General features: G+C 64.1%; 24 protein-coding genes and 1 pseudogene. 17 read left to right on the forward strand and 8 right to left on the reverse strand.

All coding sequences use genetic code 11. From position 1 onward, the window contains the following. Positions 1-2: 2 nt before the first annotated feature. The gene (locus tag YUA_RS0120590) at positions 3-1,661 is read left to right on the forward strand and encodes a hydantoinase B/oxoprolinase family protein (protein ID WP_027532411.1); all 1,659 of its coding nucleotides are present in this window, start codon (positions 3-5) and stop codon (positions 1,659-1,661) included. A 60-nt stretch (positions 1,662-1,721) separates the two neighbouring features. Here YUA_RS0120590 and YUA_RS0120595 read toward each other — a convergent pair whose 3' ends face one another. Then, positions 1,722-2,366 (reverse strand): glutathione binding-like protein, encoded by a 645-nt coding sequence (locus YUA_RS0120595; protein ID WP_027532412.1) that lies wholly within the window; start codon positions 2,364-2,366, stop codon positions 1,722-1,724. 108 nt (positions 2,367-2,474) lie between these two features. On the opposite strand from YUA_RS0120595, the gene YUA_RS0120600 reads away from it, so the two are divergent. Continuing rightward, positions 2,475-3,137 (forward strand): TetR/AcrR family transcriptional regulator, encoded by a 663-nt coding sequence (locus YUA_RS0120600; protein ID WP_027532413.1) that lies wholly within the window; start codon positions 2,475-2,477, stop codon positions 3,135-3,137. A 2-nt stretch (positions 3,138-3,139) separates the two neighbouring features. Here the strand turns inward: YUA_RS0120600 and YUA_RS44510 are convergent. Both YUA_RS44510 and YUA_RS0120610 read right to left on the reverse strand, forming a co-directional pair. Beyond that, a pseudogene (locus tag YUA_RS44510) lies at positions 3,140-5,106 on the reverse strand (cache domain-containing protein). Between the two features lie 269 nt (positions 5,107-5,375). Then, positions 5,376-6,341 carry a glyoxylate/hydroxypyruvate reductase A gene (locus tag YUA_RS0120610; protein WP_027532414.1) on the reverse strand — a complete coding sequence of 322 codons (966 nt, stop codon included), beginning with the start codon at positions 6,339-6,341 and terminating at the stop codon, positions 5,376-5,378. Positions 6,342-6,485: 144 nt separating this feature from the next. Here YUA_RS0120610 and YUA_RS0120615 point away from each other — a divergent pair, with 144 nt between their 5' ends. From YUA_RS0120615 to YUA_RS0120630, 4 genes are all read left to right on the forward strand, one after another. After that, complete coding sequence (locus YUA_RS0120615) at positions 6,486-6,854, forward strand: YciI family protein (RefSeq protein ID WP_027532415.1); 369 nt, start codon at positions 6,486-6,488, stop codon at positions 6,852-6,854. Then, positions 6,851-8,152, forward strand: coding sequence for an RNA polymerase sigma factor (locus YUA_RS0120620; protein ID WP_027532416.1), 1,302 nt, complete (start codon positions 6,851-6,853; stop codon positions 8,150-8,152). The genes YUA_RS0120615 and YUA_RS0120620 overlap by 4 nt, the downstream gene beginning before the upstream one ends. Positions 8,153-8,228: 76 nt before the next feature. Beyond that, the gene (locus YUA_RS0120625) at positions 8,229-8,765 is read left to right on the forward strand and encodes an SRPBCC family protein (protein ID WP_027532417.1); all 537 of its coding nucleotides are present in this window, start codon (positions 8,229-8,231) and stop codon (positions 8,763-8,765) included. 62 nt (positions 8,766-8,827) lie between these two features. Beyond that, positions 8,828-9,241, forward strand: a complete 414-nt coding sequence (locus tag YUA_RS0120630) for a VOC family protein (protein WP_027532418.1) — start codon at positions 8,828-8,830, stop codon at positions 9,239-9,241. Positions 9,242-9,313: 72 nt separating this feature from the next. Here YUA_RS0120630 and YUA_RS52630 read toward each other — a convergent pair whose 3' ends face one another. From YUA_RS52630 to YUA_RS0120650, 3 genes are all read right to left on the reverse strand, one after another. Next, positions 9,314-9,469 (reverse strand): hypothetical protein, encoded by a 156-nt coding sequence (locus tag YUA_RS52630; RefSeq protein ID WP_371259901.1) that lies wholly within the window; start codon positions 9,467-9,469, stop codon positions 9,314-9,316. A gap of 683 nt (positions 9,470-10,152) precedes the next feature. Beyond that, complete coding sequence (locus tag YUA_RS0120645) at positions 10,153-10,590, reverse strand: hypothetical protein (RefSeq protein WP_027532420.1); 438 nt, start codon at positions 10,588-10,590, stop codon at positions 10,153-10,155. Positions 10,591-10,750: 160 nt separating this feature from the next. Continuing rightward, complete coding sequence (locus tag YUA_RS0120650; protein WP_027532421.1) at positions 10,751-11,539, reverse strand: SDR family NAD(P)-dependent oxidoreductase; 789 nt, start codon at positions 11,537-11,539, stop codon at positions 10,751-10,753. 179 nt (positions 11,540-11,718) lie between these two features. Between YUA_RS0120650 and YUA_RS0120660 the strand changes: the two genes are divergently transcribed. The 6 genes from YUA_RS0120660 (at position 11,719) to YUA_RS44515 (ending at position 16,187) form a co-directional block, all read left to right on the forward strand. Continuing rightward, entirely contained in the window at positions 11,719-12,084 is a 366-nt protein-coding gene (locus tag YUA_RS0120660; protein WP_027532422.1) for a nuclear transport factor 2 family protein, read from the forward strand. 223 nt (positions 12,085-12,307) lie between these two features. Then, on the forward strand, positions 12,308-12,712 hold the full coding sequence (locus YUA_RS0120665) for a YciI family protein (RefSeq protein ID WP_027532423.1): 405 nt from the start codon (positions 12,308-12,310) through the stop codon (positions 12,710-12,712). A 58-nt stretch (positions 12,713-12,770) separates the two neighbouring features. After that, positions 12,771-13,133, forward strand: coding sequence for a YciI family protein (locus YUA_RS0120670; RefSeq protein ID WP_027532424.1), 363 nt, complete (start codon positions 12,771-12,773; stop codon positions 13,131-13,133). Positions 13,134-13,226: 93 nt separating this feature from the next. Next, the gene (locus YUA_RS0120675) at positions 13,227-13,955 is read left to right on the forward strand and encodes a TetR/AcrR family transcriptional regulator (protein WP_027532425.1); all 729 of its coding nucleotides are present in this window, start codon (positions 13,227-13,229) and stop codon (positions 13,953-13,955) included. A 121-nt stretch (positions 13,956-14,076) separates the two neighbouring features. After that, positions 14,077-14,568 (forward strand): DUF2852 domain-containing protein, encoded by a 492-nt coding sequence (locus YUA_RS0120680; protein WP_027532426.1) that lies wholly within the window; start codon positions 14,077-14,079, stop codon positions 14,566-14,568. A 293-nt stretch (positions 14,569-14,861) separates the two neighbouring features. Next, positions 14,862-16,187, forward strand: coding sequence for a S41 family peptidase (locus tag YUA_RS44515; protein ID WP_245285209.1), 1,326 nt, complete (start codon positions 14,862-14,864; stop codon positions 16,185-16,187). A gap of 21 nt (positions 16,188-16,208) precedes the next feature. Here the strand turns inward: YUA_RS44515 and YUA_RS0120690 are convergent, their stop codons facing one another. Further along, positions 16,209-17,372 carry an acyl-CoA desaturase gene (locus YUA_RS0120690; protein WP_027532427.1) on the reverse strand — a complete coding sequence of 388 codons (1,164 nt, stop codon included), beginning with the start codon at positions 17,370-17,372 and terminating at the stop codon, positions 16,209-16,211. A gap of 241 nt (positions 17,373-17,613) precedes the next feature. On the opposite strand from YUA_RS0120690, the gene YUA_RS0120695 reads away from it, so the two are divergent. Continuing rightward, positions 17,614-18,396, forward strand: a complete 783-nt coding sequence (locus YUA_RS0120695; RefSeq protein WP_027532428.1) for a serine acetyltransferase — start codon at positions 17,614-17,616, stop codon at positions 18,394-18,396. Between the two features lie 28 nt (positions 18,397-18,424). On the opposite strand, the gene YUA_RS0120700 is transcribed toward YUA_RS0120695, so the two are convergent. Further along, positions 18,425-18,943 carry a DUF2231 domain-containing protein gene (locus tag YUA_RS0120700; protein ID WP_027532429.1) on the reverse strand — a complete coding sequence of 173 codons (519 nt, stop codon included), beginning with the start codon at positions 18,941-18,943 and terminating at the stop codon, positions 18,425-18,427. A gap of 445 nt (positions 18,944-19,388) precedes the next feature. Between YUA_RS0120700 and tolQ the strand changes: the two genes are divergently transcribed. From tolQ to tolB, 4 genes are read left to right on the forward strand one after another with little or no spacing between them, the layout of a single operon-like run. After that, positions 19,389-20,105 carry a protein TolQ gene (gene tolQ / locus YUA_RS0120705; RefSeq protein ID WP_027532430.1) on the forward strand — a complete coding sequence of 239 codons (717 nt, stop codon included), beginning with the start codon at positions 19,389-19,391 and terminating at the stop codon, positions 20,103-20,105. Between the two features lie 43 nt (positions 20,106-20,148). Next, a complete protein-coding gene (gene tolR, locus YUA_RS0120710; protein ID WP_027532431.1) occupies positions 20,149-20,601 on the forward strand; it encodes a protein TolR in 453 nt (150 codons plus the stop codon). Between the two features lie 4 nt (positions 20,602-20,605). After that, the gene (locus tag YUA_RS0120715) at positions 20,606-21,565 is read left to right on the forward strand and encodes a hypothetical protein (RefSeq protein WP_027532432.1); all 960 of its coding nucleotides are present in this window, start codon (positions 20,606-20,608) and stop codon (positions 21,563-21,565) included. A 41-nt stretch (positions 21,566-21,606) separates the two neighbouring features. Beyond that, positions 21,607-22,959 carry a Tol-Pal system beta propeller repeat protein TolB gene (tolB, locus tag YUA_RS0120720; protein ID WP_027532433.1) on the forward strand — a complete coding sequence of 451 codons (1,353 nt, stop codon included), beginning with the start codon at positions 21,607-21,609 and terminating at the stop codon, positions 22,957-22,959. Positions 22,960-23,199: the final 240 nt, after the last annotated feature.

A 23,199-nucleotide genomic window follows, 5' to 3' on the forward strand; every position in this document is an offset into this window, starting at 1 on the left:
TCATGAGCAAGGCAAATGGCGCGAGCCTGATCGACCTTCAGATCATGTGGCACCGGCTGATCGCCGTGGTCGAGGAGCAGGCGCAGGTGCTGCTCCGCACCGCATTCAGCCCGATCGTGCGCGAATGCGGCGATCTCTCGGCCGGCGTGTTCGACCTCAGGGGGCGGATGCTGGCGCAGGCGGTGACCGGCACGCCCGGCCACGTCAACTCGATGGCGGAATCGGTCAAGCACTTCATCAACCACTTCCCGCTCGACACAATGAAGGAGGGCGACGCCTACATCACCAACGATCCTTGGATGGGCACCGGCCATCTCAACGACTTCGTCGTCACCACGCCCTGCTTCAAGCACGGCAAGGTCGTCGCGCTGTTCTCCTGCACCAGCCACCTCATGGACATCGGCGGCATCGGCTTCGGGCCTGATGCCACCGACGTGTTCATGGAGGGGCTTTATATCCCGATGCTGAAGCTGATCGACCAGGGCGTCGTCAACGAGACGCTGATGGCGATGATCCGCACCAACACGCGGCTGCCTGTAGACACCGAGGGCGACACCTATTCGCTCGCCGGCTGCAACGACGTCGGCTGCGAGCGGCTGGTCGAGATGATGACCGAGTTCGGCATCGACACGCTCGACGCGCTCGGCGACTACATCTGCGACCGCTCGCGCGAGGCGGTGCTTGCCGAGATCGCCAAGCTGCCGAAGGGCAGTTGGCGAAATACCATGGTGGTCGACGGCTACGACGCGCCGGTGACGCTGGCGGCGACCCTGACGATTTCGGACGAAGGCATTCACGTCGATTTTGACGGCACCTCGCCCGCCTCCAAGTTCGGCATCAACGTGCCCTTGTCCTACACCACGGCCTACACCGTGTTCGGCCTCGGCTGCGTCGTTGCTTCCCAGATTCCGAACAATGCCGGCTCGCTGTCGCCGCTGACGGTGTCGGCGCCAGCGGGCGCGATCCTGAACGCGCCAAAACCTGCGCCGGTCGCCTCGCGCCACATCGTTGGTCAGATGCTGCCGGACGTCGTGTTCGGCTGCCTGCGCCAGATCATTCCGGAGCGCGTGCCCGCGGAAGGCACCTCGTGCCTGTGGAATCTCAACGTGCGCGGACAGACCCGGTCGGGCGTTGGTGGCAATTACGGATTCTCCATGGCGGTGACCTCGAACGGCGGCACCGGCGCGCGGTTCGGCAAGGATGGCCTGTCCGCGACCGCATATCCGAGCGGCGTGCGTGGCACGCCGGTCGAGATTGCGGAGACGCAGACGCCGCTGATCTTCTGGCGCAAGGAGCTGCGCCCCGATTCCGGCGGGGCGGGGCGCACCCGCGGCGGCCTTGGCCAGATCATCGAGGTCGGCAGCGGCGTCGATGCGCCGTTCGACATCCTAGCCGCGTTCGATCGGATCGATCATCCGCCGCGCGGCCGCGATGGCGGCCAGAACGGCGAGGCCGGCTATGTCGGACTCAAGTCCGGAAAGAAGCTGCGCGGCAAGGGCTTTCAGCAGGTGCCGCCGGATGATCGCCTCGTCGTGCTGACGCCCGGTGGTGCCGGCATCGGTGCGCCAGCGGAGCGCGATCGTGCGGCCGTCAAGGAGGATATCGAGAGCGGTCTCGTGTCTTCAGAAAATGCCGCCGCTGTGTATGGCTATGCGCGGTGAGCCACTGAAAATGTTTCGTCCCGGCCTTGGCGGCCGGGACGATGTCCTGATGAACTGGCCTTACGCCGCCGCCTTCTTCCGCGCCTGTTCGGCCTTGTACAGCTCGAACTCCTCCGCGATCGCTTTCGCAATCGACGGCCGCTGGCGCAGGCGCTCGTAATACGCCTTCACGTTCGGCCATTTGGCGAGTTCGATCGGCGGCGTCGCCATGGTCCAATTGATGACCGTGACGAGATAAGCGTCCGCCACGCTGAAATGATCGAGCAGGAACTCGCGTCCCTTTAGATAGTTGTCGAGATAGTCGAGCCGCGACAGGTTCTTCTCCAGCACATAGGCCTTCGCTTCCTGCGGCGCCTTGCGGTCGAGCACGGGTATGAACAGGCCCTTGTGCAGCTCGGTGCCGATGAAGCAGAGCCATTGATGCAGCCGGCTCCGCTCGATGCCAGCGCTCGCGCCGAGACCCGATTGCGGAAAACGCTCGGCGACATATTGCAGGATCGCCGCGTTCTCGGTCAGCACCACGCCGTCGCCGGTGCGCAGCGTCGGCACCAGGCCGATCGGGTTGACAGTGCGAAAGTCGGAGCCGTCATTGAGTACTTTCTTGGTCGGCGGATCGACTTCGAGATAATTCGCCTCGGCGCCGGCCTCATAGAGCGCGATGCGCGTCGCCATGGAGCAGGCGAGTGGCGAGAAATAAAGATCCATCGTGGGCCTCCTTGGGCAATTCTCTTTTGTGAGTGTCGCTCAACCTGGCCAGATTGATTTTTGTACTATCTTGCATAATATGGGGTTGGTCAAGGATTAATTTGCGAGATGGTACAAAAATCAAAGCCGCCAGCTGCTGCCAATGAATCCGAGCGCCGTGCTGAACCTAAGCGCCGCGGACGGCCGCGCGCCTATGAGCCCGACGTCGCGCTCGGCAAGGCGCTGGATCTCTTCCGCAGGCAGGGCTTTGCCGCGACGTCGCTCGACGATCTCAGCGAGGCCACCGGCATGAACCGGCCGAGCCTTTACGGTGCCTTCGGCGACAAGCGCGAACTCTACATCAAGAGCTATCAGCGCTACCGCGAGGACGCGCGCGCGCGCATGGTCGATATCTTTCGCCAGGAGATGCCGGTGCGCCAGCGGTTGGAGCGCATCTATGCCGCGGCGCTGGACATCTATCTCTCCGGCGAGACCGGCCCGCGCGGCTGCTTCACGGTGGTGACGGCCGCGTCCGAAGCGGTCGGCGATCCGGAGATTCGCGCCATGGTGCTGGAGGGGCTCGCCGACCTCGACAAGGCATTCGCGAGTTGCTTCCGCCGCGCCAAGGAAAAGGGCGAGTTGCCGGAAAGCGCCGATCCGGCCGCGCTGGCGCAGCTGGCATCAGCAACCGTCCACACCATCGCGATCCGCTCCCGCGCGCGCGTCTCGCGCAAGGATCTCGAGGCGATCGTGAAAGGCGCTATCGATGTGATGGTAGGTGTTAAGGGATAGGGCTACGCTGCGCGAATCTGCGCGAGGAAACGATCCACCTCGTCGCGCAGCCGCTGCGACTGTTTTGACAATTCGATCGCCGAGACCAGCACCTCTTCCGCGGCCGTGCCCGTGGCGGCGATGCCGTCGGTGACGCCGGCGATGTTCTGCGAGACCTCGCCGGTGCGCGCGGCGGCCTGCTGAACGTTCTGCGCGATCTCCTGCGTCGCCGTGCCCTGCTGGCCAACGGCCGCCGCGATCGCTGCGGAGATTTCGTCGACCTGCTGGATCGTCGCGCAGATCGACTGGATGCCCTCGACGGCGCCGGTGGTCTCGCCCTGAACGGCCGTCACCTGTGCGCCGATTTCTTCCGTCGCCTTGGCGGTCTGGGTCGCGAGCGCCTTGACTTCGGAGGCGACCACCGCGAAGCCGCGGCCGGCTTCACCCGCGCGCGCCGCTTCGATCGTCGCATTCAGCGCCAACAGATTGGTCTGTCCGGCGATACCGTTGATGAAGGAGACGACGTCGCCGATTTCTGAGCGGCATCCGCCAGGCTCTGCACCCGTTCGTTGGACTGTCGTCCGTCGCTCGCGGCCTTGCCCACCACCTCGGTCGCATGCGCGAGACGGCGGCTGATCTCGGTCATCGACGAGGACAATTCCTCCGCCGCGGCCGCGACCGTCTGCACGTTCTCCGAGGCCAGCGCCGAGGCCGAGGAGACCGCGCGGGTCTGATTGCGCGACTGGTCGACGATATCGGACATCGAGCGCGCAGTGTGCTCCATCTCGACCGCGGCCGAGGACACCGTGGTGACGACATCGCGGATGCTGGCCTCGAAATTGTCGGCGAGGGCGGCAAAGGCGCGCCGCTTCTCGGCCTCGGACTGTGTCTTGGCCTCGCGTTGATCGTCCTGGAGCTTGCTGAAATTCACCGCATTGTCGCGGAACACCGCGACCGCCTTCACCATCGCGCCGACTTCGTCGTTCGCCTTGCTTTCGGGAACAGCGACGTCGAGCCGTCCGTCCGCGAGCTCGCGCATCACGCTCGTGATGGAGAGGATCGGCCGCGAGATGCCGCGGGCGATGAGATAGCCGACGATCGCAGCCAGCACGAGCCCGAGCGCGGCGATGGCGATTGCGAGCATCCAGGCGCGGTCGGCCGAGGCCACGTATTCGGCGTTGTCCATCACCAGCTCGACGGCACCGAGCGGCTTTCCGGAAAAGTCCTTGACGGGGCCGAGCAGTGCGGCGATCGGCATGGTGTCGAGCTTGGCCTGCCGCACCGTGAAATCGCCACCGGCGGCGCGGCCATAATCCGCCGCGTCGAAGAAGCTCATGCCCTTCAGCGTGCCGCCGAACAGCTTGAAGCTCGCGCCGTCAGCGAGATGGAAGGCGATGTCGACATGGCGGTTGGTCTTGAAATCGTCGAGGAAGGACTGGCCGAAGGTCAGGCCGAATTCCACCGAGCCGAGATGTCTGCCGGCTTGCGCGATCGGCACCACGCCGCGGATACCGAGCCCGGCGACGCCGCCTTCGAGGCCGACGACGACCTTGTGCGCTTGATTGGCGTCGACGACGGTCTTGCGGAAACTCGAGAGGTCGTCGCCGAACTTCGCCGGCTGGTGCACGCGCAGGAAAGACGTCGCCGGTGGCGTGTGGAACTGGAACTGCTCGACGCCGTACTCCGATTTGGTGGCGGCGAACACCGGCCCGAACAGGCGCACCAGCGCCTCGCGGTCCTGCTTGGCCATCGCCTCCTGCGTCGCCGGCATCGCGGCCACCACCGCGCTCATGGCAGCGGCGCGATGGGACTCTTCCGCGATCCGCGACAGCAGCGCGTCATAATGGCTGCGCAGCTCGCGTTGGTCGGCGCGGTCGATGATGCCTGCGATGATCCACATGGCGCCGAGCACGGCAATCAGCGCGGTGGCCGCCGCCGTCAGCGCCAGTGCAACCGTGATCCGCATCCTGAGGCCGAGGGGCGAGCGCATGTCCGACTCGTTCGTTGAGCGTCGATTAACAACGCCTATCAACTTCTCGCTAAGAGAGGGTGAACGAGGAGCGTGGAGCGAGGGCTTTGGGGGCGGGCTATTGGCCAAAACATCGGTGTCGTCCCGGCGAAGGCCGGGACCCATACCGCGGAATCTATCGATAGTGATCGCTCGCAGTACCGAACTGCGATCCTCCGCCAAACTGCATTCTGTGGTTATGGGTCCCGGCCTTCGCCGGGACGACACCGAGTAAGTTGCGCGAGCGAAGCCTAATACCCCCGCCCGCGATCCACCACGTTCTCCAGCGCGCCACCGGCCTCGAACCGCGCGATCTGTTCGGCGACATAGGCCGAGATCGCATCCGCATCCGTGTCGGCGGCGTTGTGCGGGGTCAGCACCACCCTGGGATGGGTCCAGAACCGGCTGTCCGCCGGCTGCGGCTCCTGCACGAAGACGTCGAGCGAGGCGGCGCCCAGCGTGCCGTCGTCGAGGCAGGCCAGGATGTCGGCTTCGTTCTGCAAGGCCCCGCGGCCGGCATTGATCAGCACCGGTGCACCGAAGGGGCCCGTGCGGTTGAGCTTTGCGAAGACGTCGCGGTTGAGGATGCCCTGTGTATCCGGTGTCAGCGGCAGCAGTGATACCAGGATGTCGGTCTTGCGCAGGAACGTGTCCATTCCAGCCGTGCCGTGGAAGCATTCGATGCCGTCGATGGTGCGCGGGCTACGGCTCCAGCCGGCGACGCGGAAGCCGAGCCGCCGCAGCACATCGGCCGCGTCGGCGCCCAGCGTGCCCAATCCCATGACGCCGACAGTGACCGCGCTCGCCGGCCATTGATATTTCGGCTCCCAGCGTCTCGCGCGCTGCGAGTCGCGCAGGTAGAGCTCCTGGCGGTGGTGCATCAGAACGTGCAGCATGACATATTCGGTCATGCGGTTGGTGAGATCAGGCACGGCGACGCGGACCAGCGGCACGTTGGGCAGGCTCTTGTCCGCCATCAGCGCATCGACACCGGCGCCGAGATTGAAGATGGCCCGCAGATTCGGAAGGGAGCCGAGATCGCCCGGCACCGGCTTCCACACCGCGGCATAGTGCACGTCGGCCGGATCGAGCCCGGCATCGGGCAACAGCACCACACGGCGGCCGCCGCAGACCGCGTCGAACCGGGCCTTCCAGCGCTCCGGCAGCCAGTTCTGCTGCGTGCTGTTGATCAGGACGGCCAGTATGCCCACGGTCATTCCAAGTGCCTCGTCGGGTTCCGCTTTTGACGCCCCTCCTTGGCATGATCTGTCGGATTTTTCTCGCAAATTTTTTCCGCAGCCCTGTCGGGGCGGCGCATAGTGGATCGTCTTTAAAACAAGCGTTCAGGGAAGGTGCTGCCCATGCTTTATGCGATCCTTTGCTATCATGACGAGGACTTCGTCGGCTCCTGGAGCAAAGACCAGGACGAGTCCGTGATGAAGAAGCTCGCCGTGGTGCAGGATAAGCTCACGCAGCAGGGCCGGCTCGGGCCGGTGGCGCGGCTGCTGCCGACCACCGCGGCGGCGACCTTGCGCAAGGAAGACCCGCCGCTGGTGCTCGACGGCCCCTATGCCGAGACCAAGGAGCAGTTGCTCGGCTTCTACATCGTCGACTGCAAGAACCTTGACGAGGCGCTCGATGTTGCGCGCGATCTCGGCGCGGCCAACCCCGGCGGTGCCTATGAGGTGCGTCCCGTCGGCGTGTTCCGGCCCGGAGGAATTTCGGCGTGAGCGACACTGATACCGCCTGGATCGAGACCGCGCTGACCTCGGCGCGTCCGCAGGCGGTCGGCGCGCTGCTGCGCTATTTCCGCGATCTCGATACAGCCGAAGAGGCGTTTCAGAACGCCTGCCTGCGGGCGCTGAAAACCTGGCCGCAGAACGGACCGCCGCGCGACCCCGCGGCCTGGCTGATCATGGTCGGCCGCAACGTCGCGATCGACGAGGTCCGCCGTACCCGTAAGCAGCAGCCGCTGCCTGATGACGACCAGGCGATCTCCGATCTCGACGACGCCGAAGGCGCGCTCGCTGAGCGGCTCGACGGCTCGCACTATCGCGACGACATTTTGCGGCTGATGTTCATCTGCTGCCATCCGCAACTGCCAGCGACGCAGCAGATCGCACTCGCCCTGCGCATCGTCTCCGGTCTCACCGTGAAGCAGATCGCGCGCGCCTTCCTGGTTTCGGACGCCGCGATGGAGCAGCGCATCACCCGCGCCAAGGCCAAGGTGGCGGAGGCGGGGACGCCGTTCGAAACGCCAGGCCCGATTGAGCGCTCGGAGCGGCTCGCCGGCGTTGCCGCGATGATCTATCTGATCTTCAATGAGGGCTATTCGGCGAGCGGCGACACCGCCGAGATACGCAAGCCGCTCTGCGAGGAAGCGATCCGGCTGGCGCGGCTGTTGCTGCGCTTGTTCCAGAGCGAGCCTGAGATCATGGGGCTGACGGCTCTGATCCTGTTGCAGCACGCCCGCAGCGCCGCGCGCATTGCCGCAGATGGCTCGCTGATCCTGCTGGATGACCAAGACCGCTCGCTGTGGAACCGCACCATGATCGCGGAAGGGCTGGCGCTGATCGACAAGGCGATGCGCCATCGCCGCAGCGGGCCTTACCAGATCCAGGCCGCGATCGCCGCGCTGCATGCGCGCGCGTCGACGCCGGAGGAGACCGACTGGACCCAGATCGACCTGCTCTACGGCGCGCTCGAACTGGTGCAGCCCTCGCCCGTGGTGACGCTCAACCGCGCGGTCGCGGTCTCCAAGGTGCGCGGGCCGCAAGCCGCGCTCGATTTGATCGAGCCGCTCGCGCCGAAACTTGCCAACTACTTCCATTTCTACGGCGTGCGCGGCGCCTTCCTGATGCAGCTCGGCCGCAACGACGAAGCCCGCATCGCCTTCGACCGCGCCATCGCGCTGGCCAACACCTCGGCCGAGGCCGCCCACATTCGCATGCACATTGATCGCCTGATCAGGGACAGTCAGCCGAAGGGGGCCAATGGCGGTGCCCGGCAGGGCGCGAAGGTGAAGTGACGGCGAAATTTCGTTCCGTCCCATGTCGGCCCCCGCCGTCTCCCTTCGTCTTAATCACGTATTCAGGGAGCCATTCATGCTGAAAGCCATTGTCATCGTTGCTGCCGTGCTCGCGGTCGGGATCGCGGGCATCTTCGTCTTTGCCCTCACGAAACCCGACACGTTTCGTGTCGAGCGCTCGCTCGCGCTGAAGGCGCCGGCCGAGGCGATCTATCCGCTCGTCTCCGATTTCCACTTCTGGACCAGCTGGTCGCCCTATGAGGGGCGCGATCCCGCCATGAAGCGCACCTTCGGACGAACTGCGGCAGGGAAGGGAGCGACCTATGCCTGGGACGGCAACAACAATGTCGGTGCCGGCCATATGGAGATCCTCGAAGCAAGCACGCCGTCGAAACTCCGCATCAAGCTCGACTTCGAGCGGCCCTTCGAAGGCCACAACACCGCCGAGTTCACGTTTGTGCCGCAAGGCGATGCCACACTGGTCACATGGGCGATGTACGGTCCGGCTCCCTTGATGTCCAAGGTGATGCAGGTTTTCATCAATATGGACACCATGATCGGCAAGGATTTCGAAGCCGGCCTCGCCAGCCTGAAGAAGCTCACCGAGAAGTAACGTCAGACACCGCCCAAGGATCTGCCAAAGGAACTGCCAAGGAAGCGAAGAGGAGAGAAACGATGCTCAATCCCTATCTGTTCTATCAGGACACATGCGAAGCGGCGTTCAACTTCTACGCCAAGGTCTTGGGCGGCAAGATCGACGCCATGATGCGTGTCTCGGATGCGCCGGCGGACGTGCCGGGCGCGCCTGGCCGCGAGAAGACAATCATGCATGCGCGGCTGTCGTTGCCCGACGGCAGCGTGTTGATGGGCTCCGACGCCCCGCCCGAGCATGTTCAAAAGCCGCAGGGCTTTTCGATCTCGGTCACGGTCACGGACCCCGCGGAGGGCGAGCGCAAGTTCAACGCGCTCTCTGACGGCGGCACCGTCACCATGCCCTTCAGCAAGACGTTCTGGGCCAAGGGCTTCGGCATGTGCGTCGACAAGTTCGGCATTCCCTGGATGGTGAACTGCCCGGCCGAAGGAATGTGAGCGCGACGCTCCGATGATGCCCTGAGCTGCGGCTTCCTCTCTCCTTTGTCGCGAGAGAGGGAGCACGCTTCGTCAGCGGATCGATCCGGTCACGTCCTCGCCCGGCGGCTGCGTCACGCAGCTGCGGCAGATCACGAGCTTCGAGCCGAGTCGCCTGTCGTTCTCGGCCTCGATCTCGTCTTGGACAGCCCACCAAGCGTCGGAATAGGGACGCAGTGTGGCCAGCACCCTTTGCCGCTCCAGATTTGGATCGCTCTCTGGTGCTGCGTGATTGGCAAGGCGGTGTTTTGTGACAGCAGGACGATTGGGATTCTGACCGAGTCCGTCCCACGCGATCGGACGACGCGCCGCCGCCGGCGCGCTTGTGCAGCCTGCGAGCGCTGCGCAAAAACTAAGCAAGACGAGAATGTGTCGAGCCATGCCGGACCTGCCGTGCGGTACGCCGCACAAATTCGCGTGGAAAACTTTGCGTCGCGACACTTACCTGGCACTTGAGGGAAAACGACGTCGCCAGCATGGCCGAAAGGAGATTCGTGCGCTCGATTCACTTTGTGAAAACAGCGCGCGCGGGTTTGTGACATGAAGCGAATTGCATCGCACAACAACTGGCGCAAGATTAGGCTGTGCACTTCGCATCAGAATCGCTAATTTATTTCACAATAACTACAAATTAGGGTGGGGCGTGACTGGGAAGGGAGCGACCGATGGTGGCGGCGCTACAAATTAATTTTGCGCTGTGGGGAATGCTGATCTGCGCCAGCGTGAAGCTCGCGCCGGTCGTTCAGATCGTTTTCCACTAAAGGAGCAGCCAGTTCGCGACGGCCGGGCAGGGCCGAAATCGCGGGGAACTGCCTAATCGTCGGACAGCGGAGGATTCATCGCGGTCACACTGCCGCCTGCAAATCGAATCGTCATCGACAGCGCGGATAGATCGCGGCGAGGTCGCGCCCCTTCAGCAACAGTAACCGGGGGGTGAGGCCGCCGCGGCGGCTGATCCAGTCGCGAACGGGGCCGGGATAGGCCGCTAGCACGGCTTCGGATGCTTCCGGCTCGGCGTAGAAGCGCCCGCGCCGGTCGACCGAACGTGCGGCATGAAAGCCGAGCACGGCGCGCTTGGTGACGCAGATGCGCTCGCTTGGCACGATGCTGAGCACCAGCGTGCAGGCGGACAGGCAGGGACCGTCGATCACCACGCGCTCGCCGCTCTCGCGCACCTTCTCGAACAGATCGAGGAACGGTCCGACCTGTCCGCCGGGGCTCTGGATGATGCGGATCTCGGCCCTGGCCGGGACGGAAGCGAGCAGCGCTGCCGCGAGCATCAGGGCTTTGAGCAGGGTGACGCGTCGCATCGAGTACTCCACACATTCGATCCCGTAGAGTGGGCAAAGCCACCGGGGCGCGCGGATGCGCGCCCGATGACAGGCTCCGCGTGCCCACCAAAGCGCCGCGAGTCTGGAACGATGGTGGGCACGGCGCGTCGCGCCTTTGTCTGCGCTACAAATCCCGTGCCTACCCGTTCCGCCGTTCGCCGCGCAGCGTCGGCAGGCCGATGCCGGCCGCATCGAAGCCGCCATCGACGGCCAAAATTTGGCCGGTGATGTAGCTCGCGCGCTCCGAGCACAGGAAGAAGATCGCTTCCGCGAGTTCCTCCTCCAGGCCATAGCGGTTGAGCGGGATGGCGTCGTGATAGTCGGCGCGGATCTCCTTGGTGTGCACCTGCTTCGCCATCGCGGTGTCGACTGGCCCTGGTGCTACCGCATTGACGCGGATGTTGAGCGAGGCGAGCTCGACCGCGAGCTGCTTGGTGAGGTGCGCGAGACCAGCCTTGCTGGTGCCGTAGGCCGAGCGCAGCGTCGAGGCGCGCACGGCCGAGATCGAGGTGATGTTGACGATAGCGCCGCCATTGCCGTCACGCATTATCGGCACCGCGGCCTTGGTGCAGAGGAACGGACCCGTGAGGTTGACTTCGAGCACGCGGCGCCAGTCGGCCTCCGATGTCTCCATCAGCGGTGCGAACACCGCAATGCCGGCATTGTTGACCAGTGCATCGAGCCGGCCGAAACGCTGCTCGACCGCTTTCATCGCGGCGCCGACCGCGGCGCTGTCCGAGACGTCGCAGGTCAGCGCCAGCGTCGCCTCGCTTTGGCCGATCTCGGCGACCGCGCGGCCGAGCAGCTCGCCCTCGATATCGAGCAGCGCCACACGCCAGCCCTCGGCCAGGAACTTTTTCGCAGTCGCAAACCCGATGCCGCGCGCGGCTCCGGTGACGAGGGCGACTTTTTGCGAGACTTGCGGCATTTGCTAATCTGTCCTGTGTCCGAAAGGGGTGCGGCGCGCGACGGCCCCTTTTACTTCGCTTTCGTCCCGGCAAAGAAGGGCTTCGCATCATGCCGATCGATCCCAGCGCAATGTCGTGTCGGTTCGAGCATGTCGACTTCGTCTTCCATCGGGCCATTGTTCCAGAGGAGGCATGACGAATGCCTGATGACCACGAGCACCTGATCCGAAATCTGTTCGCCGCCTATCTCGCCAACGACCGGCAAAAAGTGAGCGATGTGCTGGCCGAGGACTTCCGCTTCACCAGCCCGTTCGACGACGACCTCGACAAGGCGACCTATTTCGAACGCTGCTGGCGCGACGCCGGCTGGATCGCGCGCCACGACATCGAGCGGATCTTCGTCCGGGGTGACGAGGCCTTCGTCACCTATCGCTGCCTGGCAACAGATGGCAAGAGCTTTCGCAACACCGAGTTCTTCACCTTCGCCGGTGACAAGGTACGCCGCATTGAGGTCTATTTCGGCGCCGCCTTCCAGGACGGCAGGTTCGTGCCGCAGTCGCGTTAGCGGGCTGCCATGACCTTCAAAAGAATGACCTCCAAATAATGACCGCTAAAATTATTTCCGACCCGGTGTCGGTTCCGTAAGAGGACCTTCGTCTTACAAGTGAGCTCGGGTCGCGCCCTAAGGCAGGTCCGGAATCCATCGGGCCGCAGAGACTGTTGATGAATGGATTCCGGGCCTGCGTCTTATGGCGCATCCGGGAATGACCTGGGACATAGGAACCCCCATGCGATTCATGATGCTGATGATCCCGCTCGGCTACGAGACCGCGCCGGCGGACGTGCAACTTGATCCCGAACGCGTCGCCGCGATGATGCGCTACAACGAGGCGCTGAAGGATGCCGGCGTGCTGATCACGCTGGACGGCCTGCATCCGCCGTCGATGGGCGCCCGCGTCTCGTTTGCGACCGGTGTGCCTGTCGTGACCGACGGTCCCTTCACTGAGGCCAAGGAAGTGCTGGGCGGCTATTGGATGATCGAGGTCGGCTCGCGCGAGGAGGCGATCGCCTGGGCGAAGAAGTGCCCGGCCTCGGCCAATGAGATCATCGAGATCCGCCAGGTGCAGGAAATGTCCGACTTTCCGCCGGAGGTGCAGGCGGCCGCCGCCGGCTTCGAAAACCTGAAGAACTAGCCGAAAGGGCCGCGGAAACTTCGCGGCTTCGTCAATCCATCAACAAGGGAGAGAACCGATGAGCACCGATACCTATCTCGCCGTCTTCCTCGGCAGCAAGACCAATCCGAAATGGGCTGCGTGGAATGCGATGCCCGAGGCCGAGCGCAAGGCGAAGGAGATGGAGGGCATGGCGGCCTGGAAGGGCTGGGTCGAGAAGCACCAGGGTGCGATCCAGGCCATGGGCGGTCCGCTCGGCAAGACCAAGCGCGTCGACGGCACGGGCACCGCCGACATCGCCAACGAGATGGGCGCCTTCACCGTTGTCCGCGCCGCCTCGCACGAGGCGGCCGCCAAGATGTTCGAGAACCACCCGCATTTTGCGATCTTCCCCGGCGAGCGCGTCGAGATCATGCCGGTGCTGCCGATCCCGGGCGGCTAGGGCTCATCGAACCGTTGGATACGGAAGTACGGGTTCACCAAAACCCGTTCCCGCTAGTGACCTTCACCGCCGGCTCATGTAAAAGTCGTTCACATGAGCTGGCGCAAGGAGCAGAGCCGCGCCGAGCGCGGCTATCACCACGGCAATCTGAAGGAAGCCCTGTTGCAGGCCGCCCTCGGATTGATCGCCGAGAAGGGCGCGGCCGGCTTCACCTTTGCCGATGCCGCGCGCATGGCCGGCGTCAGCGCCGCGGCGCCCTACCGGCATTTTCGCGACCGTGACGAGCTATTGTCCTCGATCGCCCAGCGCGGTTTCGAGCAGTTCGAGCAGCGGCTCACGGCAGCCTGGGACGACGGGCGCCCCGACACCGTCACTGCGTTCGAGCGTGTGGGCCGGGCCTATCTCGCCTTCGCCCGCGAGGAGCCCGCTTTCTACAATGCAATGTTCGAATCCGGCCTGCCGGTCGATGCCAACGCAGCGCTGCAGGCCGCAAGCGAGCGCGCTTTTAACGTCATTCGCGCCGCCGCGGAGCGCCTCGCGGCGCTGGCCCCGCCCGGCGCGCCGCGTCCGCCGGCGATGATGATGGCGCTGCACATCTGGTCGATGGCGCACGGCGTCGCCTCGCTGTTCTCGCGCGGTGACGCGGCACGACGCAAACTGCCGATGTCGCCGGACGAGCTGTTAGAAGCCGAGGTGCTGATCTATCTGCGCGGCCTCGGCTTCCCGACCGATCGCAGGCCGCAGGCGAAAAGCGCCGAGCCGCCGCCGGTGCCGCCGGAGGCTCCCTCCGGTTCTGGCGGCCCCTGGGGCAAGCCGAAATAAAGTTGCGCAAATAATTGCGCGACCCTGTCAGGCCGCCAGCTTGACAAAATCGCGGGATGGTCTAGCTATGTAAATGTTATTTACATTCACAACGGCGCTGATGCCGTGATGGAGAAGGGAAATGGCCTACACCGCTGATGTCAATCGCTGGCGCGGCCCCTCGGACCAACAGCAACAGTACGAGCGGCCCCACATGCTCGATACGCCCTGGCATCCTGGCTGGATTGCCGTGACCATCCTCGGCTTCATCATCTGGTGGCCGATCGGACTTGCCCTTCTCTTTTTCACACTCGGGAGCAGAAGAATGTCGTGCTGGAGCAACCAGGATCGCTGGCAGAACAAGATGGAGCGGATGCAGTACAAGATGGACCGCATGCGCGGTCGCATGGAGCGCCGTGGCTTCGGCTTTGGCTTCGGCCCGCCGTCCTCGGGCAACCGCGCCTTCGACGAGTACCGCACTGAAACCCTGCAGCGGCTCGAGGAAGAGCAGGTCGAGTTCAAGAACTTCCTCGACCGTCTGCGCCACGCCAAGGACAAGGAAGAGTTCGACCAGTTCATGGCCCAGCACAAGACACGTCCGACCCCGCCGCCGACCGACCAGCAGCAGGGCTGATACCTCTCAAAGCCTTCAGGCGCATGCCCCCGAAGTCCTGATGGCCCCGAGCCGCCCGCCTGCGCACCCCGCAGGCGGGCGGTTTGGCTTCTGGGGCACCGCATCCGGACTCCTCGTCACGGCGCGCCTGAAGGGGCAGTCAAGATCGATGTCGGTGCACGAGGTCTGCGGCGGCTGAAACGTCCGGCTCCCAACTGCGTTCAGTGTATTGGAGGCGCGGGCCGGGACCGTTCTGCCGTCGCGCCGCGAATGCCAGCCGCGCCTCCGCGCCATCTCCTGCGAACCGAGGCCCCATGATGAAAAAAGCCCGCCTGCTGATCGCGACTTCGCTCTGCGCCTGCCTTGTTGCCCTTCCACTCGTCACCGCTATCGCCATGCAGCGCAATGAGCCCGACGTCGCCGAGCTCGGCCTGATCGCGAGCGTCATGCAACTCGTGCATCGCGCCTACGTTCATCCGATCGGCTCGGACGAGCTGACGAATGACGTGCTCAAGGGCATGCTCAACCGTCTCGACCCGCACTCCGACTACATGGACGAAGGTGAATTCAAGCAGTCGCAGGCCGACATGGCCGGCCGGTTCGGCGGGCTGGGCATCCAGATCAGCGAACAGGATGGTTTGCCGAAGGTGATTTCGCCGATTGACGGCACGCCGGCGGCGCGAGCCGGCATCGAGCCGGGTGACCAGATCCTCCTGATCGACCATGCCAGCGCGCGTGGGATGCCTCTGAGCAAGGTGGTCGCGGTATTGCGCGGCGATCCCGGCTCGACCGTGACGCTGACGCTGCTCCGCGCCAAGCAGGAGCCGCTGGACGTCACGTTGACGCGGGAAATCATCAAGGTGGAATCGGTCAAGTCGAACCTGAAGCCGGATGGCGTCGGCTACATTCGCATCAGCCAGTTCGGCGAAGACACGTCCGGTGGATTCAAGAATGCCCTGCAGAATCTCGAGCGCGAGTCCAATGGCAAGCTGAAAGGGCTTGTGCTCGACCTGCGCAACGATCCCGGTGGACTGCTGACCGCCGCGATCGATGTCGCAGGCGACCTGCTCGACGGCGGCACCGTGGTGAGCATCCGCGGACGGGATGCCAGCGAGAGCCAGAGCTTTGGCGCGCCGGCCCACGGTGACATGCTTGCCGGCGTTCCGGTCGTGGTGCTCATCAACGGCGCTTCCGCCTCGGCCTCTGAAATCGTGGCCGGCGCTCTGCAGGATCGTCATCGCGGGAAGGTGATGGGTACGCAGAGCTTTGGCAAAGGATCGGTGCAAACATTGATCCCGCTCAAGGGGCATGGTGCAGTCAGGCTGACGACAGCGCTCTATTACACGCCGTCCGGACGCTCGATCCAGGATGAAGGAATTGCGCCCGACGTCTTTGCCGAGGTGCCCAAGGAGCAGCAGATAGCGGGCGGTGTCGTGCTGCGGGAGAGCTCGCTGACCGGGGCTCTTGCCAATCCGGGCTCGATCAACGAGAGACCGGCGCAGCCGCAAGCCGGGCAGGCCAAGCCGATCTCTTCACCGCCGATCAAGGCAGAGCTGATCGGCAAACCCGATGACGCTCAGCTCAAGCGGGCGCTGGCCTATCTCGATCACGGCGATCAAACGAACGGGCAGGCGCAGTGAGGTGGCTGACTGGCGTCGTGTTCAGATCACCGTGGCGACCCGCGCGCGAACCGACGCCAGAAAGTGCTCGTAGGCGTGATCCACGATCTCGTTGAGCGACCGCGTCCGCGCGAAGATCGCCCTGGCCTCGGCCAGAAACTCTTCGCGGGTCGGGATCGTCGGCAGATGCAGATGCGTCAGCGCATCGACGCCTTCATGGGCGCGATGGAGGATCTCGTGCAGCGTCGGCAGTTGCAATTGGGCCAGGTCAGCTCGGCGCCGCGCCGACGAGATCGCATCCGCCAGCTTCTGCGCATCAAACCGGCCGGCAAGCTCGCGGGCTGCGCGATTGATGACGCGTGCGCCGAGCTGCTGCTCGTTGCGCAGCACCTGCTCAGGCGGCGCCTTCATGTTCCAGACGATTCCGAGCCAGGACAGGACCTTCAGGATGTAATAGGTCGGGTCGATCTCCCACCAGTAAAAGCCTTGTCGCACACTGCTCTGGTAGGCGTGGTGGTTGTTGTGCCAGCCTTCACCCATGGTGAACAGCGCCAGCAGCCAGTTGTTGCGGGAATCGTCGCCCGTCACGTAGCGCTTGCGTCCATGCACGTGGGCGAGGGAATTGATGCAGAAGGTCGCGTGATAGACCAGCACCGTGCTCCACAGGAAGCCGACGACCAGGCCCGACCAGCCCGCAACCAGGAAGCAGAGCACCGCAAGCGTCACGGCCGGCAGAAGCTCCAGCCGATGCAGCCACATCAGTTCCGGATAGACCGCGAGATCGCCGACCTTCACGAGGTCGGTCGCATCGTGTTCCCAGTAAAAAATCCAGCCGAGATGGCTGTACAGGAAGCCGCGCTGACGCGGCGAATGCACGTCCAATTCGGTATCGGAATGCAGATGATGGTGCCGATGCTTGGCTGCCCACCACAACACGCTCTTCTGCGCGGTGCTTTGCGCGAGGCAAGCCAGGATGAACTGAAACACCCGGCCGGTGGCAAAAGCCTTATGCGAGAAATACCGGTGGTAGCCTGCTCCGATCGCGAACATGCGCACGACATACAGTGAACCGCAGATCGCGACGGCCTGCCAGGTGACACCTGTCCAGATCGCCGCAAGACAGCCGAGATGGACCAGCACGAACGGTATGGCGGAGGGGTACATGACGTCGTGGTGGTGGTCGTCGGCGGGCGCGTTGGGCGACATGTCTTGGCGTGACCTTGGGTGAGGGGGATTCGTGTCGGCAGCGCCGACGGCTGCCGGGTACGAAAAACCCGCGGATGGCGGACCACCGCGGGGCTTGAAAATCCGACCAATTATATGGTCGCGGATAGCGGCCATGCAAGCACGTAGCCTCACGGGGGCTGCGGCATCGTGCGCGGGATCCCGCCGACGCGGTGTGGCGCGCGGCCTGCCCACGGCCTACATTCCATGTGGCAGTGTTAACATGCCGGAGGCGGCGACGATGGCAGCCGAGACCGCGACCAACGACAGTCTCTGGCAGACTATACGCGACGAGGCGCAGCGCGCGACGGCGGCCGATCCTGTCTTCGGCAAATCCCTTGCCGATGCCGTGCTCGTCCATGACGATTTTGCCGCCGCCCTGGCCGATCTGATCGGGCGCAGGCTTGGTGGCGATGCCGCAGAGCGTGCGCGTTTCACCTTGTTTGCCTTCAACGCCTTTCGCGGCTCGCCCGAATTGATCGAAGCGGCAAGCCGCGACTTGCAGGCCATCACGCGCAGCGATCCAGCCATCGCCAGCCCGTTGGCGCCGTTGCTGCATTTCAAGGGCTATGTCGCGCTGCAGGCCTGGCGCGTCTCGCACTGGCTCTGGCGTCATGACCATCGCGATGCGGCGCTGCTGTTTCAGAACGAGGCGTCGAATGTTCTGCAGGTCAGCATCCATCCGGCCGCACAGATCGGCTCGCCCGTCTATCTCGATCACGCCACCGGCATCGTGATCGGCGCCAATGTCGTGATCGGCGACGAGGTCACTATCCTGCAGAACGTCAGCATCGGCCGCAGCGGCGAACTGCCGACGCGCTCGCCCCGCGTCGGCCGCGGCGTCTACATCGGCGCCGGCGCGGCCATTCTCGGTGACATCAGCATCGGCGATTTCGCCAAGATCGGCGCCGGCACGGTCGTGACATCAGATGTACCTGGCGGCTGCACCGCGGTCGGCAATCCCGCGCGATTGACCAACTGCTCCGAGCCCGCCTCGGCGGCGTGAGGCGTCGTCATGCGGCGGTTTCTCTCACTCAGGCGGCGCGGCGATGGCTCTCGCCGCCGTGATGCGGCGTTACCGGCTCCGAGCTGGTCTGGCCCGGCGCGTCCACCACCGCGACGTGATGCCGGTGGACCATCTCCCATCCCTTCCATCCCGTGAACAGCAGGATGCCGACCACGATCAGGGAGAGCACCACACCCCACGGTTTGATCGCGGCCTCGGCGCCTTGCACGTAGCGGAGATAGACATTGATCAGGGCCAGCACGACCGCCGCGAGATTGCCGGCCATGTGATACCAGGCCTCGTTGAGGCGGCGGATGCGGGGCTCGCTGAAGAAGTCGGTAAAGCCGGCCGCGGCGGCCGCGAGGGCCATGACGATGCCGGCGCCGAGCAGCCACATCGCGGCCCTGGCCCAGAAATTGTCACCGGTTCCAATAAAGGCTAGATCGGCGAGGGGCGCGCCGACCAGGAACGCCACGGGGAACGGGATGATCATGGGATGCAACGGATGATCGCCGATCGCCGCGGTTGTCTTGGGGTTGATACTCATGGCAAATCCTTGCCGAATGCGATTTTTGGGACAATTTTTTTCGATGAGAGCCGGTTCCTTCAGACACGAAGGCAGCCTCCTCGTCCTGCACCTGCGATGAATCTGGGTAATGCCGTGTCGCCAGTTCCGCTTCCGTCTCCTCGACCGCATCCCCCTGCGCCGCCTCCCTTTCTCGCAGCGAAATTAGCCGCCGGTAACCCGGCATTAACCATCGCCGGGCTCTGCTGATGATGGACAATCGCGCCCGGAGCTGTCGTCGAGGCCCTTAGTTTTGACATCTTGGCAGGGAATGCAGGCGGCGGCTTCGGACAAGCCCCTGCACCCCAGAAAGACAAGGCTTTGAGCGGGCTTGCCGGCCGCGCCGGTTCTAGCGCGGCTGCTGGGGAATTGGCCGCCATTTGCGGGCCGGGACATAGGTAACGATCGCCTTGAGAGGATACTGCTGATGAATCCGGCCGACGTGGCTCAGTCCGCCCTTCCGGTTGCCGCCTCCGCCGACGTGTCGCTGATCGCGCTGTTCTGGCAGGCTCACTGGATCGTGAAATGCGTCATGCTGGGTCTGCTGTCCTGCTCGGTCTGGGTCTGGGCCATCGCGATCGACAAGATCTTTCTTTACGCGCGCACGCGGCGCTCGATGGATCGGTTCGAGCAGGCGTTCTGGTCCGGCGAGTCGATCGAGGAGCTCTATCGCACGCTCTCGGCCAAGCCGACCCATTCCATGGCGGCCTGTTTCGTCGCTGCGATGCGCGAATGGAAGCGCTCTTTCGAGAGCCACGCACGCTCGGTCGCCGGCCTGCAGATGCGCATTGACAAGGTCATGAACGTCTCGATCGCCCGCGAGGTCGAGCGGCTGGAACGCCGGCTCCTCGTGCTCGCGACCGTCGGCTCCGCCGGTCCCTTCGTCGGCCTGTTCGGCACGGTCTGGGGCATCATGTCGAGCTTCCAGTCGATCGCGGCGTCGAAAAATACCTCTCTGGCGGTGGTGGCGCCCGGCATCGCGGAAGCGCTGTTTGCGACCGCCGTCGGCCTTATCGCCGCCATTCCTGCCACTATTTTCTACAATAAGTTCACTTCCGAGGTGAACCGGCAGGCCCAGCGGCTCGAGGGCTTCGCTGATGAATTTTCGGCCATTCTGTCCCGTCAGATCGACGAGCGGGGCTGACGGACGGCATGTATAGTGTGAAGGCGAGATTGGGCACCAAGCCATGGGCATGAACGTAGCCAGTTCGTCCGGAGGCGGCGGACGCCGCAGCCGGCGCAAGCCGGTCATGGCCGAGATCAACGTCACGCCGATGGTCGACGTGATGCTGGTGCTGCTTATTATCTTCATGGTATCGGCGCCGCTGCTCACCGTGGGCGTGCCGCTCGATTTGCCCCAGACCCAGGCCAAGAGCCTTGAGACCAACGATCAGAAGCCGATCCAGATGTCGGTCGACATCAAAGGCAAGGTGTTCATCAACGACGCCGAGATTGCGCTGAACGAGCTGATCCCGAAGCTGAAGGCGATCACGGACGCGCGCGGCGGGCTTGAGGAGCGCATCTACCTGCGCGCCGACAAGAAGGCGGATTACGGCACCGTGGCCAAGGTGATGGGCCAGTTGTCGGGCGCAGGATTCAAGAAGCTGGCGCTCGTCACGGAAGCGGATCAGGGGTCCTAGGCCGGTGAAGGTGAACGTCGACAAGACACTCGTAGCGTCGATTGCCCTCCATGTCCTCGTGATTGGATGGGGCTTGCTCACCTTTAGCAGCAAGGCCTTCATCGCGCCGGAAGAGTCGCTGCCGATCGACATCATCTCCACCGACCAGCTCGCGCAGATCACCAACGGGCAGAAGACCGGCAAGAAGGAAGAGCCGAAGCCCAAGGTCGAGAAGATCGCCGAGGCCAAGCCCGAGGAAGATTCCGTCGGCAAGGTCACCGAGAAGAAAGAGCTGATCAAGACCAACTCGACCCCCGATACGCCGCCGAAGCCTGTCGAAAAGCCGGTCGAGAAGAAGCCCGATCCGCCGAAGCCGGTCGCCGAGACCAAGCCCAAGGAGGAGCCGAAGCCGCAGGAGAAGAAGCCTGATCCGGCCAAGGAAGATCCGATCGCCGAGCTGCAGAAGAAGCTGGACACCAAGAAGCCGCCGCCCAAGCCGGTGGAGCAAAAGGTTGCGGCGGTACAGCCGCAGCAACAGCCGAAGCCCAAGGAGCGCAGCTTCGACCCAGCGCAGATTCAGCGCGACCTCGACAAGCGCGCCGCGACCCGGCACGAGCTCGCCGGCACGGCGCTGAATGCGTCCGCCTCGTTGGGCTCGACGTCCGGGACAGCCGCCACCAATGTCGCGACCTGGCAAGGTGCATTCCAGGGCGCGGTCAAGCGCTGCTTCACGCCCACCTATAACGGGCAGGACGCCAACCAGTACGAAGCCGACATCGACATTCCCATGAGGATCGACGGATCGCTCGCCTCCGAGCCCGTCATCGTCGCGGTGCGAGGACCGTCGCGCTCGATCGCCCAGGCGGTTGCAGAAAGCGCCAAGCGCGCCATCGTGCAGTGCCAGGTCTATTCATTCATGCCGAAGCAGCAATACGAGAGCTGGAAGGTCATTCCGATGACTTTCGGCCTGAAAGACATGTTGTGACATCCGAACAAAAGAATTTTGCGATGAATGACGTTCGATTGATGAACCGCCGCCGCTTCATGACCCTGACCGGGTCGACGCTCGCGTTGCTCGGGGGCGGACAAGCCTTCGCCCAACAGCCCCAGCAGGGGCGGCTCCGCATCGATCCGACGGAGTTTCGTCCGATCCCGATCGCGATCACCAATTTCGTGCCGGGGTCGCCCGCCGACGGCGATGTCAGCAATGGTGTCACGCAGGTCATCACCAACAATCTGAAGCGCTCGGGCCTGTTTGCCCCGATCGACCAGGCCGCCTTCATCGAGCGCATCAGCAACATCGACGTCGCGCCGCAATTCCAGAACTGGAAGACCCTCAACGCGCAGGCGCTCGTTACCGGCCGCATGACGCGGCAGCAGGACGGCCGCCTCAAGGCCGAATTCCGCCTGTGGGACGTGGTCACAGGCCAGCAGCTCGCCGGCCAGCAATATTTCACCTCGCCGGAATATTGGCGCCGGATCGCCCACATCATCTCCGACCAGATCTACGAGCAGATGACCGGCGAAAAGGGCTATTTCGACAGCCGCGTGGTGTTCGTCGACGAGTCCGGGCCGAAGGAGCGCCGCGTCAAGCGGCTCGCGATGATGGACCAGGACGGCGCCAATGTGCGCTATCTGACTCGCGGCGCCGACCTCGTGCTGACGCCGCGCTTCTCGCCGAACTCGCAAGAGATCACCTACATGGAGTTTGGCCAGGGCGATCCGAAGGTCTATCTGTTCAACATCGAGACCGGCCAGCGCGAGATCGTCGGCAATTTCCCCGGCATGACCTTTGCTCCCAGGTTCTCTCCGGACGGCCAGCGCGTGATCATGAGCCTGCAGCAGGGCGGCAATTCCAACCTGTTCGTGATGGATCTGCGCTCGCGCTCGACCACGCGCCTCACCGACACGCCGGCGATCGACACGTCTCCGTCCTACTCGCCGGACGGCACCCGGATCTGCTTCGAGTCCGATCGCGGCGGCAGGTCACAGATCTATGTGATGGCGGCGGGCGGTGGACAGGCGCAGCGCATCTCCTTCTCCAAGGACGACAACAACGCCACCTATTCGACACCGGTGTGGTCGCCGCGCGGCGATTACATCGCCTTCACTAGGCAAGGCGGCGGGCAATTCTCGATCGGCGTCATGAAGCCTGATGGCTCCGGCGAACGGCTCCTCACGTCAGGCTTTCACAATGAAGGCCCGACCTTCTCGCCGAACGGCCGCGTGCTGATGTTCTTCCGCGATCCCGGCGGCAATGGCGGACCGTCGCTGTTCTCCGTCGACATCTCCGGCCGAAACGAGTTGAAGGTGCCGACGCCGGGCTTCGCCTCCGATCCGGCGTGGTCGCCGCTGCTGTCCGCGACCGCAGGCCAATAGACCGCGCGCGCCCTGCAACGCGCGATGTTTTCGAAAAAGAAGCGCCGATTTTTCGCGTTTCTGCGTGCGCGGCAAGGTTTCCTTCACCTTGTGCCCGGCAAGGCTTGCCTAGTTGCTTGATATTTCAGTAGAAACAGTTTCGCTATTGCCGAAAAACAACTCGACTTTAACGATGTTCCCTCAGAAAGGCTTCATCTGGTCTGGGTAAAAGTACGCGCCAAACAGGACGCGTAAACAAAC

Origin of the sequence: Bradyrhizobium sp. WSM3983 (genome assembly GCF_000473045.1) — a bacterium.
Classification (GTDB): domain Bacteria; phylum Pseudomonadota; class Alphaproteobacteria; order Rhizobiales; family Xanthobacteraceae; genus Bradyrhizobium.